Here is a 12,729-nt window from a genome sequence, read left to right on the forward strand (position 1 = left end):
TAGTGCTATGAGTAAAGGGCGATTAACGCGTGAAGCGATTTTAGCCACCGCGTTTGAGTTGGCGAGCAAGAATGGCTTAGAGAGTTTAACCATTGGTGAGCTCGCCAAGCAGTGCGGCATGTCTAAAAGTGGTCTGTTTGCTCACTTTAACTCTAAAGAGAATATGCAGTTATCTGTGCTGGAGTATGCCAATTTAGTTTTTGCTCAGCGGGTAATTGTACCGGCTCGCAGTTTAGGTGATGAAGATATCATCCATAAACTTAAAGCGTTATTGGATCTTTGGCTTGGCTGGAATCATTCGTTCCAAGGCAGTTGTATGTTCCTTGATGCTTGGAAGGAAACTGGTAGTAAAGAGACACCGATTCAGCAGCAACTTAAAACGACCATTTTGAAATGGATTGATTACTTGACCATTCAATTACGTAAAGGACGAGACAACGGTCAATTTCGTGCAGATTTGGATTGTCAGCAGGCGACATTTGAGCTGTATGGTCTGTATCTAAGTGCACATCTGTTTTACTCCTTGCGTGGTGAAGAAGCGAGCCAAGCGCACTTTTGGCAAGGGATTGATCGCTTGATAGCGGAATGGTCAAATTCCAACTAATGGATTGAATGACGAATAACCAGGTGGAGGGTCAAATGCTCTATCCACCTTTTTTAGCAAGATAAAAAGCACGGTCGTTCGTTTTTCTAATGGCAACGACGATGCAATTAAACCAGTGCTAATCTAAACAAGTAAGTTGTCTGTAAGAGTATACAAGTGCTTGTTTCGGTTGGTTTAAATACCTCAAGGATAGGTAACATGAGTGAGAAGATTTATTTTAATACCTCGAACAAGTTCAGTTTCAAACGTAGCTTGGTCAATATCTCAACCAGACTGCATCACCGCTTAGCTCCGAGGCATGCAGAGAACACTGCCCGCAAGCTTTTACTGACGCCTGTGCGCACTCAACCCAAAAATGCGTTACCACAGGGTATGGTCAAGGGCAAAGTTGAGTCTAAAGAAGGGGTGTTAACCACTTATTCACTCGGTTCAGGTCCCGTTTGGGTACTGACTCATGGCTGGTCGGGGACGGCAAGTCAGTACTTTCCTTTGATGGAACATATTGCGAGCCGTGGCTTTACTGCGTTGGCTTATGATCATCCTGGTCATGGTGAAAGTGAAGGGATTTACGGTCATATTCCTGCGTTTGTTGGTGGGCTGGAAGCCATCTTAGACAGCGTTGAGGATGTTGCAGGACTAGTCGGTCATAGTATGGGCACGGCGTCTGCGATTGAGTGTCATCATATTAAGCTGGTGGACAAACCGCTGCTATTGATCGCACCGGTGCTTGATTACCTTGATAATCTATTCGGCAGTGTTGCGCGCTCGGGCTATTCGATGCGTCTATTTAATGCGGTGGTGGAAGAAGTGCAGCAAGCCTATCGCTATCCAATTCAGTCGATTGACCCGTACAACAAGTTGAAACTTCGTCAATCACAAACCATTATTGTTCACGATGAAGCGGATAAGTTCACCAAGTTTTCTGTGTCGCAAAGAGCAGCGAATGAGATGGAAAATGTGACGTTGGTGGCAACTCAAGGTCAGGGGCATGGGCGTGTAATGAAGTGCCAACAGGTGCTAGACAGTTTTGATAAGTTAATAATCAAATCATAACCTTAACATCTATAACCATAATGTTGATGTGGTTAACAAATTCGCAAAACAAAATATTTCCTTAGAGGGTTATGTGGGATCATTTGCTATGCCAATTGGCCCTCATAAGGAAAATAACAATGAATAGAAATGATAGTGTCCCTTTGCCCAACAACACACGGGAGTGGTTGATCAACCGCAATAGCCTAATAATCCTCGCGGATATCGCGTTGTTTTTTACCCTCTATTTCACTTTACCGTTTGATCCTCAAGTGGTATTGGGTCTTAGTATGCTGATTTTTGTCGCGATTCTTTGGTTAACAGAAGCGCTGCATGTCACCGTAACCGCTATTTTAGTGCCAATAATGGCGGTGCTATTTGGTGTGTTCAATACTCAGACTGCCCTAAACAACTTTGCTAACTCAATTATCTTCCTCTTCTTAGGTGGTTTTGCCTTAGCGGCGGCTATGCATCGACAAGGATTAGATAAAGTCATTGCCGATAAAGTGTTGATTGTCGCCAAAGGTAAGATGAGCGTTGCTGTCTTTATGCTGTTCGGTGTGACCGCATTGCTTTCTATGTGGATCAGTAACACAGCTACCACCGCTATGATGCTGCCTCTGGTACTGGGTGTTCTGAGTAAAGTCAATGAGGAGAGTGGTCATAAGACTTACGTTTTTGTCTTACTTGGCATTGCGTACAGTGCGAGTTTAGGTGGTATTGCGACCATCGTGGGCAGTCCACCAAACGCAATTGCAGCCGCTGAAGTGGGTTTAACTTTTACGGATTGGATGGCGTTTGGCTTACCGACAGCGGCAATCTTACTGCCACTTTCAATCGTTATTCTTTATGCCGTGCTCAAACCAGATTTACGTGGTGATTTTGAACTTAACCACGAACCAGTACAGTGGGATAAAGGTAAGGTAGTGACACTGGCTATCTTTGCAACCACGGTATTTTTCTGGATTTTCAGTAAGCCAATTAATGCGATGCTAGGCGGCTATGCTAAGTTCGATACTATCGTTGCGTTAGGTGCGATTGTTGCGGTGAACTTTGCGCGCGTGGTGCACTGGAAAGACATTGAGAAAACCGCTGACTGGGGCGTATTGCTGCTGTTTGGTGGTGGTATCTGTTTAAGTAATGTGCTTAAAGCGACAGGCACCAGTGTGTTCTTAGCGAATGCATTGAGTGAGATGATTGCTCACCTTGGCATCTTCTTTATCATCGCTGTGATAGCGGTGTTTGTGGTATTCCTGACGGAGTTTGCCAGTAATACCGCCAGTGCGGCGCTACTGATCCCTGTTTTTGCTACGGTTGCCGAAGCATTTGGTATGTCACCGGTGATCCTATCAGTACTGATTGCGGTAGCAGCGTCATGTGCGTTTATGTTGCCAGTCGCGACCCCGCCTAACGCGATTGTGTTTGGTTCGGGGCACGTCAAACAGAGTGAGATGATGCGAGTAGGTTTGATCCTAAACGTTGCTTGTATCGTGGCTCTTACGTTTATCGCAATGACGTTCTGGGCATAAGCACAACAATAATAAATAATTAGCTCAACACGATTCTAACGCCTTGCTTTGAGAGTAAGGCGTTTTGTTTTGTTGGCTATAGCAAAATCAAAGCAGCGTGGGATAAGGTGTGCTAATTTAGCGCCCTGTTCACTTTTGCATTTATCACCGAAAGTCGCCATGAGTAACGATATTCAAGCCAAAATCGCCAGCTTTACCTCGATAGAAGAGGCGTTGGATTACTTTGACATTGGTTACGCGAGTAAGTTTATCAATGAGAATCGTATTGAGTTGGTAAAGCGTTTTAACGGCTACTTAATCTTGGAAAAACCTCAAGACTGGTTCGCAGCGCGTCGCGCATTGAAAAATGCCTACTGTAAGGTTCAGCGTTCAAAATTGGATAAGCATACCCGTCAGGCGTGTCGAGGTTGTACGACTTGCCAAAGAAGGTAGCGGCAGGACAGTGAAAACAAAGCGCAAAATAAAGCTGAGCGAGTATTGGTGATAGCGGCAACTGCCTTGAGTTTGACCGTCGCCACTTTGCATAAACGTTGTGCGGGAGATTATTTCTCTGCTGCAACCACAGAAATTTCGACCAGTAGCTCTTCACGAGCCATGCTTGCTTGTACACACGCACGTGCTGGAGCATGACCTTCTGGTACCCATGCATCCCATACCGCATTCATTTCTGCGAAGTGCTGCATATCTTTGATGTAGATAGTCGCTGAAAGCATATGCTCACGAGAGCTGCCCGCTTGCTCAAGTAGTGCCTCTACTTTGTCTAGCATGGTTTGCGTTTGCTCAGTAATGCCTTTGGTGGCGTCAGCACATACTTGACCACATAAGTAGATGGTTCCGTTGTGCTTAACGATGCGGCTCATACGTTGGTTGGTTTCTTGGCGTTCAATCATGATTTCTCTACTTCTTGTCAATGATTTAATGGGTACCGAGCAAGGGTAATGAAATTGGTCAGGTTATTCGAGCAAAGGAGTGTGAAGAGGTGATCCCAGTTTTGATTCTAAGATTCTGTTAGGTGTAGCGATTGACAGGAGTGCTGGGAAATGCGCAATCAGTTTTTAACGTAGGTATAAAAAAGCCTGCTATTGGTATGTATCCATAGCAGGCTGATAATTTTGCTGAGTGTTTTACTCTAACAATTGCTGATTATTACTCAGCTGACTTTCGAGAAGCCCAAACGTAGAGCAACTCAAGCGCGATAGTTGCGCCAGCAAGTGCTGTCATGTCTGCGTGATCGTACGCTGGAGACACTTCTACAACGTCCATACCCACCACATTCATGCCTGCGAACCCGCGTAGGATCTTAAGCACTTTGTCTGAGTTTAAGCCACCACATACCGGAGTACCTGTACCCGGTGCAAATGCAGGGTCAAGACAGTCGATATCGAAAGTCACATAAACTGGCTTGTCACCAACGATACCACGAACTTGCTCAACGATTTCGTCTGCCGACATATCGTTTGCTTGCATCGCATTGATAACGTTGAAGCCGTGATCTTGCTTCTCGTATTCTGTACGAATACCGATCTGCACTGAGTGCTTCGGTGAAATCAGACCTTCGTTTGGCGCATGGTAGAACATCGTACCGTGGTCGTACGCACTGCCGTTTGCATAAGTATCTGTGTGTGCATCGAAGTGAATCAATGCCATTTCACCGTGGTGTTTTGCGTAAGCACGTAGGATAGGTAGGGTGATAAAGTGATCACCACCTAGCGCCATCAATGTTTTACCATTTTTAAGGATCTCACCTGCCGCTTTCTCTAGGCGGTAAGTGAAGTCTTCGGCATCACCACAATCGAATACAAGATCGCCCGCATCAATCACTTTAGCGCGATCGAATACGTTGAAATCCCATGGGAATTTTTTACCTTCCCAAGCCAAGTTCACTGAAGCGCGACGGATAGCATCAGGACCCATACGAGCACCTGGACGACCAGAAGTCGCCATATCCAGAGGCACACCCAGTACCACTACGTCAGCATCGCTGCCAATAGGGTTACGTAGGTATGGTCGGCGCATAAAACTCATTGAGTTTGAGTAAAGTGAATAATCAGTTTTACTAAACAAATCATTCATTTAGAAATCCTCTAAGTAGGTGTAACCACAGAGACCTTGTTCTAGTTCTTGCAGTACCTGTTGTTGTTCTTGTTGGTCAACACGCTGGTTGACGAGCTCGCGATAATGCTCTCGAATGTTGTCTACGTCAATGTGTACGTAACGCAACATGTCTTCTACCGAGTCGCCGACATCGATTCGTTCGATGATCGCTTCGCCTTCATCGCTTACTGTCACAACCGCACTGTGTGTGTCACCGAATAGGTTGTGCATGTCACCAAGGATCTCTTGGTAAGCGCCAACAAGGAAGAAACCCATTAGGTATGGCTTATCTGGATTCCAAGCTGGTACTGGCAGCGTTGTCTCAATACCTTGACCTTCAACGTATTGCTCAACTGCGCCATCTGAGTCACAAGTGATGTCCAGCATCACTGCGCGACGGTCTTCAAGTTCATCCAAGCCTGACAGCGGCAGTACAGGGAATACTTGGTCGATACCCCACGCATCTGGCAGTGATTGGAACAGTGAGAAGTTAACAAAAAACTTGTCCGCTAAACGTTCGTTTAGTTCGTCCAAAATTGGACGGTGGAAACGGTTCTTGGTGCTCATTGCACGACTTAACTCAAAGTAGATGCGCAGTGACATCTGCTCAGCCCAAGCTCGTTGATGCAGGTTCAACACACCGGTAGCAAACTGAGAGTGTACTTCTGCCAAGTCAGCTTGAGTATCGTTATAGATCTCAATCAGCGCACGAGCGTCGCTGCCATCTTGCAGGTTGTGCCAGTTACGCCACATGTTTTGTAGTAGCGTTGGTGCATCTTCTTCCAGCGTTTCAACTTGCTCTGGTTGGTACGCTTCTGTACCAATTACGTTGGTGATCAGCACCGCGTGGTGCGCCGTTAATGAGCGACCGGATTCTGAAATGATCACTGGCATTGGTTGACCGTACGCCTGACATACGTCACCTACAGTGCTGACGATGTTACGCGCATACTCAATCAAACCGTAGTTCATTGAGTTTGATGATTGGCTACGAGTACCGTCGTAATCGACCGCAAGGCCGCCACCGATGTCGAAGAAATCGATCTTCGCACCCATTTCACGCAGTTCGCAGTAGAAACGTGCTGATTCATTAACACCATTACGGATATCACGGATGTTTGCCATCTGTGAACCAAGGTGGAAATGCACAAGCTGCATAGCATCAAGCTGATCTTCTTTTTTCAGACGATCGATAACAGTCAATACTTGAGAGGCTGACAAACCAAATTTTGATTTTTCGCCGCCACTTGCTTGCCATTTACCCGCACCTTGAGAGGCGAGGCGAATACGAATACCTAAGCGCGGTTTCACGCCCAGACTCTTGGCTTCTTTTAGCACAAGATCAAGCTCAGATAGCTTCTCGAGTACGATGAAAACTTTATGACCCAGCTTTTCACCGATCAGTGCCAGACGAATGTATTCACGGTCTTTGTAGCCATTACATACGATCACTGAACTGGCTTTCTGTGCTAGACCTAACACAGCAAGTAGTTCAGGCTTACTGCCTGCCTCTAAGCCTAATTGTTTTGTCTCTAGGCTAGCTTGGCTGGCAAGAATTTCGTCAACCACTTCCTTCTGTTGGTTTACTTTGATTGGGTAAACCAATAGATAATTGTTCGGATATTGATACTCTTCAATCGCTTGGTTAAACGCATGACAAATACCATGTACACGTTGATGCAGGATCTGCGGAAAGCGAACCAGTACAGGTAAGTTCAGCTGATGTTGTTCAAGCTGAGTAACGATATTGCTTAATGGGATTTGGTGCGCTTTATCTTGAGTAGGAGATACATACACTTCGCCTTGGTTGTCGATACCGTAGAAACCTTGGCTCCAGTAGTGCACGTTGTAATCCGCGCGCACGCGGTCTAATTTGGATGTTTTTTCCACATCTATTCTCACGAAAATAGAGAGAAGAAAATGAATCAGTTTTGGCTGATATCACACCTGACACGGCATTGCAGCTTTCTCGTGTCCGCGCGCATTAACGGACAAAAAGCAACCAGAGTAAAACAAATAAGATCTATCGAGATGATTAATATCTGTTGTTGATGATATAATTAAAAATAGCTGAAAAGTTGTGCAATTAAATCAACAATTTCAATGATTGGTAGTGGTTTTTACCATGAGATAAGAAAGTCGCAATCGTTTAACTTGCGTGAAAATATGTTTGCGATTAAGAGTGGGGAAGGTAAAAAAACGCCCCTAAGGCTTAGAGGCGTTTTTGGTGATTAATCTTCTTCGACTAGGCTAGTATCGTCAGCGTAATCATCACTTGCTTCTGGTTTGTTGCGACCATTTAGAGTATGGAAACGCTTACGACCACGAGCAAGTTGGACGTATTTTAACCATACACGCTCAAGTTTAGATTTCGCTTTACCTGGGTTTTCGATAACTTTAACGAAGTGTTTCTCTTCAGCATTTTGCGGAGACAGTTCGCCAGTTTCTAAACCAAGCATAGTATCGCCGTAGACAGTTAGGATTTCTTCTTCTGCTAGAGTAAAGTCACCTGACTTGGCAAAACCACGTGGGAATTTAGTGTTATCGTAAAAACGCTTTTTGCCATGACGAAATTCAGTGTCAGACATTTCGATTAACCTCAAATGGTATGTATTGGACGAAAGACCAGTGCTATTGAGCTGCTAAATGTCATTTCGCCCTAATCAGCATTGGTATATGGCGAAAATTAGGCGTAAAGTTGGAAAAAGAAAAACAAATAATTTTTCTCTTAATCATTAATTTTTATTGTTAAATCCATGTAACACTTTGCGCATTCTCGCTTTATTTATTGAGGATTTCCCTGTTAATCTTGCTGCGCTTTTTTCTGAGGTATAACAATGGACGTAAAAGTCTTTAGAACGTTTTTAGAGTTGGCAAAAGTACGTCATTTTGGACGTGCTGCTGAAAATCTGTACATAACCCAAGCTGCGGTAAGCGCACGTATCAAACAACTGGAAAGTTACTTTGATACTCAACTGTTTATTCGCGATCGAAACAACATCAAACTCACCTCGGCGGGCGAGCGACTAGTGAGCTATGCGGAAGTGATGGTCACTACGCTGCAACAAGCCAAACTAGAGCTGTCGTTAGAAAGCGGGAAAAAATTGCAACTGACCATGGGCGGGACGCCTAACGTGTGGGATGCGTATCTACAAAACTGTTTAAGCGCAACGACCGAAGCGTTTGATGGCTATGGCTTTATTGCTGAAGTGATGGGACGCGAAGCATTAATCCGCAGTCTACAGGAACGCACTCTCGATATGGCGTTCGCGTTTGACCAAATTAAAGCCGATGAACTGAACTGTAAGAAAGTAGCGGAAGTGGTGCTGATGCTTGTCTCTACTGAGCAGTGTGGCATTGAAGACGTATTTGCAGACAAGTACGTCTATGTTGATTGGGGTACTAAGTTCGTTGCTGAGCACGCCGATCGTCACGCAAAAATTCCGGCACCTTACTTACGCACATCAACGGCTCGAATTGCTTTGGACTTCATTCTTGAAAAAGGCGGCAGTGCATACTTACCAGCCTCTTTGGTTGAACCATTCCTTGCATCGGGTCAGCTACACAAGGTAGAGGGTGTGGAAGATTGGTGTCGTCCAATTTACCTAAGCTACCGCAAGGCGAGCAGCGCGGTTGATGCGATTAAGCAAGTTGAAGAGTTGGTGAAAGGAATTGACCCAGTAACCGCATACAGTATTAAGCAAGCGGCTGACTGTTAAATCACAAAAACCATCTCATTTGAGGTGGTTTTTTTACACTTCAAGATTAGTGAAACCAAGATTAGTGAAATAAAAAAGCGGAATACAAAAGTGTTGTATTCCGCAAAGACTAAGGACTTAGGATTTGAAATTGAAAGCGGTCATTAGTCGAAATTAGATAATCTCTGCAAGCTGCTTTAATGCTTGCTCTCGGCTCGCTTGAGCGGACTCTTCACCCATGTTTAGTGCTTCTGCGTAAACATATTGCACATCAGTAATCCCTATAAAGCCAAGCATAGTGCAGACATAGCTCTCGATAGAGTTACGTGGACTGTCTTTATGCAGACCACCGCGTGTGGTAACCACGATCACTTTTTTGTTGTCGATAAGACCAACAGGTCCTTGCTCTGTATAGCTGAATGTCACACCTGCTCGAGCGATTAGGTCGAACCAGTTTTTGAGTTGGGTTGGAACCATAAAGTTGTACATTGGCGCCGCGATAACAATTTGATCGGCGGCTTTGATTTCATCAACTAGCTGATTTGAAAGGTCTAAAATTGCTTTAAGTTCTGGTGCTAAATCATCGCCATTGCCACGCAGTGCAGTTGCAACGTTCGCGTCAAGCATAGGTACAGGGTTTGCTGCTAAATCACGTTCAATAAGGTTAGTTTTACCTTCTAGCGCCGCATCAATAAGCTGGTTAGATTGTGAATATTCACCAAGAATGCTGGATTTTAAAACGAGAGTGGTCATAGCAGGGCTCCAAATTTTTGAACGTGTCGTTAACTTATGCAAGCAAGTTTATGTGAGCGGCAGCCGGTTAAAAATCCATGCAGTTAGATGAAGCTGTTCAAAAAATTCGAACGAGTTGCAGGGTAGGGGTAAGGTAAGCGAATACTGTTGATTGGAGGCGCGGTATGAAGCTGAAAGAAAAAAGGCCCGCGTACCACGGCAGGCCAAACAGGTAGTGCTTTATTGATAAAGCTTGTTATTTTCCGTTACTGTTTAGCGCTACATTTTCTCAGTGAATGTGCGTGTAATAACGTCTTGTTGTTGTTCTTTGGTCAATGAGTTAAAACGCACCGCATAACCTGAAACACGAATAGTCAGTTGAGGGTATTTCTCTGGATGCTCAACAGCATCGAGTAACATCTCACGGTTCAGTACATTGACATTAAGGTGCTGACCCCCTTCGATTAGGTGACCGTTGTCACCGGCTTCGTGATGGAAATAACCGTCCATTAATGCTGCCAGGTTTTGTTTTTGCATCTCAGCATCTTTACCGAGTGCATTCGGTACGATAGAGAAGGTGTAAGAAATCCCATCTTTAGCAAACGCGAATGGCAGTTTTGATACAGATGTCAGTGATGCAACCGCACCGTTTTGATCGCGACCATGCATAGGGTTTGCACCAGGACCAAACGGCATGCCTGCACGACGACCATCTGGAGTGTTACCGGTTTTCTTACCATAAACCACATTTGAGGTGATGGTCAGAATAGATTGAGTCGGAATCGCTTCGCGGTACATAGACATCTTCTGAATCTTTTTCATGAAGCGCTCAACCAAATCGCAAGCGATATCATCGACGCGAGCATCATTGTTACCGAATTTTGGATAGTCACCTTCAATCTCAAAATCGACAGCGATACCCTCTTCATCACGAACTGGTGTGACTTTGGCAAATTTGATCGCAGCAAGAGAGTCAGCGACAACGGACAACCCAGCAATACCACATGCCATGGTGCGACGTACATCGCGATCCATCAGCGCCATTAGTGAAGCTTCGTAGCTATAACGGTCGTGTGAGTAGTGAATGATGTTAAGTGCAGTCACATACTGGGTTGCCAACCAATCCAACATCGCATCGAAACGTGGCATTAGCGCGTCAAAATCGAGTACAGCATCTGAGATAGGCGCCTGTTTTGGTCCTACTTGAGCTTTAGATTTTTCGTCGATACCGCCATTGATGGTATACAGCAGCGCTTTAGCCAAGTTTGCACGAGCACCAAAGAATTGCATGTCTTTACCGACAATTTGTGGGCTAACACAACAGGCGATGGCGTAATCATCATTGTTGAAGTCCGGACGCATCAGATCATCGTTTTCATACTGAAGTGATGAGGTATCGATGGACACTTTTGCCGCGTATTTTTTGAAGCCGTCAGGTAGCTGTTCCGACCAAAGTACCGTCATGTTAGGCTCAGGAGCCGGTCCCATGTTGTATAAGGTATGAAGGTAACGGAAGGTGGTTTTGGAAACGAGAGTACGACCATCCACACCCATGCCCGCCATGGCTTCAGTTGCCCAAATTGGGTCGCCAGAGAAGAGTGAGTCGTAATCAGGTGTACGTAAGAAGCGCACCATACGCAATTTCATAATAAAGTGGTCGATCAGCTCTTGAGCTTGTGACTCGTTAAGGATGCCATTGGCAATATCACGCTCAATGTACACGTCGAGGAACGTCGAAGTGCGTCCTAGAGACATCGCTGCCCCGTTTTGTGATTTTACCGCAGCTAGGTAGCCAAAGTAGGTAAACTGAATCGCTTCTTGTGCAGTGCGCGCCGGCGCTGACATATCGATACCGTATTTAAGACCCATGGTACGAATATCTTTTAGCGCTTGAATTTGATCGGCGAGTTCTTCACGCAGACGGAGTGTTTTTTCGAGATCTTGTCCTTGTTCAAGGAAGCTTTGAGTCGATTTTACTTGCTCTTGCTTGTCTGCAATCAAGAAGTTAATACCGTATAGAGCCAAACGGCGGTAGTCACCAATGATACGACCACGACCATAAGCATCCGGTAGACCCGTGATGATACCGGATTTACGACACGCGAGGATGTCTTTGGTATAAAGGTCAAAACAGACTTTGTTGTGTGTTTTACGGTACTCAGTAAAGATCTTTTCTACGCTTGGATCTAATTCACGACCGTACACCTCACAAGAGGTTTTCACCATACGAATACCGCCATTAGCGATAATTGAGCGTTTTAGTGGTTTGTCTGTTTGTAAGCCAACGATGGTTTCTAACTCTTGGTTAATGTAACCAGCGTCGTGAGAAATAATGGTAGAAGGTAGGTCAGTATCGAAATCTAATGGAGCGTGAGTACGGCTCTCTTCTTTAATGCCTTCAAGTACACTGTTCCAAAGGGTCGTTGTCGCTGGAGTCGCCTCAGCTAAGAATGACTCATCGCCCTCATATGGGGTGTAGTTCGTTTGGATAAAATCACGAGTGTTTACTTCGGTTTGCCATTGACCAGAAGTAAAGCCTTCCCATGCTTGTAGCATTTCAGTAGTCGGAATAGTCATGAGTAATACCTATTGATTTATGATGCTGTATACAATCCAAAGCTCTGTTGTGAATGCAGAAAAGGCGTCATGAGTTCATTTTTTAGGTGAATAATGTTCGCTTTACTCAGATAAATTAATTACTTAGCTTTGAATAAAAATTAGTTGGGTTGATTTCATTTGGGCGCAATTAGGTCTGGATTTGCCCCCTCAACTCGATGACTTGATACTATGCCTGTAAGGTATATGAGTAAAATGAATGTATTTCATTTTTTAAATGCACAAAACGCATTTTTATGGTCAGCTAAGAATGAGATTACGTTAGAGTGTGAGTGTTCACTTCTGTGTAATGCTTTATTTTTAAATGCTTGTGTATAGGTTTCACTAGTAACTTTTTCTGTCTTTGCCAGATTGAATTGGATGAAAATGAAGAGGAAAAAGTGAGCGGAAGAATGAAAAAAAGAGTTGGTTTGAAGGTCGCCCC

At 44.7% G+C, this 12,729-nt stretch carries 11 protein-coding genes; 5 read left to right on the top strand and 6 right to left on the bottom strand.

The genetic code is table 11. From position 1 onward, the window contains the following. The first annotated feature begins 7 nt into the window (after positions 1–7). From GZN30_RS15215 to GZN30_RS15230, 4 genes are all read left to right on the top strand, one after another. Positions 8–604 (top strand): TetR/AcrR family transcriptional regulator, encoded by a 597-nt coding sequence (locus GZN30_RS15215; protein ID WP_075648237.1) that lies wholly within the window; start codon positions 8–10, stop codon positions 602–604. Between the two features lie 198 nt (positions 605–802). Next, on the top strand, positions 803–1,657 hold the full coding sequence (locus tag GZN30_RS15220; protein WP_075648235.1) for an alpha/beta hydrolase: 855 nt from the start codon (positions 803–805) through the stop codon (positions 1,655–1,657). Positions 1,658–1,776: 119 nt separating this feature from the next. Beyond that, a complete protein-coding gene (locus GZN30_RS15225) occupies positions 1,777–3,165 on the top strand; it encodes an SLC13 family permease (protein ID WP_075648233.1) in 1,389 nt (462 codons plus the stop codon). 159 nt (positions 3,166–3,324) lie between these two features. Next, positions 3,325–3,597, top strand: coding sequence for a nitrogenase-stabilizing/protective protein NifW (locus GZN30_RS15230; protein ID WP_075648232.1), 273 nt, complete (start codon positions 3,325–3,327; stop codon positions 3,595–3,597). 110 nt (positions 3,598–3,707) lie between these two features. Here the strand turns inward: GZN30_RS15230 and GZN30_RS15235 are convergent, their stop codons facing one another. From GZN30_RS15235 to GZN30_RS15250, 4 genes are all read right to left on the bottom strand, one after another. Then, complete coding sequence (locus GZN30_RS15235) at positions 3,708–4,055, bottom strand: RidA family protein (RefSeq protein WP_075648231.1); 348 nt, start codon at positions 4,053–4,055, stop codon at positions 3,708–3,710. A gap of 256 nt (positions 4,056–4,311) precedes the next feature. Next, the gene (speB, locus tag GZN30_RS15240) at positions 4,312–5,238 is read right to left on the bottom strand and encodes an agmatinase (RefSeq protein WP_075648230.1); all 927 of its coding nucleotides are present in this window, start codon (positions 5,236–5,238) and stop codon (positions 4,312–4,314) included. Further along, on the bottom strand, positions 5,239–7,149 hold the full coding sequence (speA, locus tag GZN30_RS15245) for an arginine decarboxylase (protein ID WP_075648229.1): 1,911 nt from the start codon (positions 7,147–7,149) through the stop codon (positions 5,239–5,241). 341 nt (positions 7,150–7,490) lie between these two features. Further along, entirely contained in the window at positions 7,491–7,847 is a 357-nt protein-coding gene (locus GZN30_RS15250) for a DUF413 domain-containing protein (RefSeq protein ID WP_075648228.1), read from the bottom strand. Positions 7,848–8,096: 249 nt separating this feature from the next. On the opposite strand from GZN30_RS15250, the gene GZN30_RS15255 reads away from it, so the two are divergent. Next, positions 8,097–8,978, top strand: coding sequence for a LysR family transcriptional regulator (locus tag GZN30_RS15255; protein ID WP_075648227.1), 882 nt, complete (start codon positions 8,097–8,099; stop codon positions 8,976–8,978). A 153-nt stretch (positions 8,979–9,131) separates the two neighbouring features. Here GZN30_RS15255 and GZN30_RS15260 read toward each other — a convergent pair whose 3' ends face one another. Beyond that, a complete protein-coding gene (locus tag GZN30_RS15260; RefSeq protein WP_075648226.1) occupies positions 9,132–9,710 on the bottom strand; it encodes an FMN-dependent NADH-azoreductase in 579 nt (192 codons plus the stop codon). 258 nt (positions 9,711–9,968) lie between these two features. Further along, positions 9,969–12,266, bottom strand: a complete 2,298-nt coding sequence (pflB, locus tag GZN30_RS15265; protein ID WP_075648225.1) for a formate C-acetyltransferase — start codon at positions 12,264–12,266, stop codon at positions 9,969–9,971. Between the last annotated feature and the right edge of the window lie 463 nt (positions 12,267–12,729).

This window comes from Vibrio ponticus, from assembly GCF_009938225.1.
GTDB classification, from domain to species: domain Bacteria; phylum Pseudomonadota; class Gammaproteobacteria; order Enterobacterales; family Vibrionaceae; genus Vibrio; species Vibrio ponticus.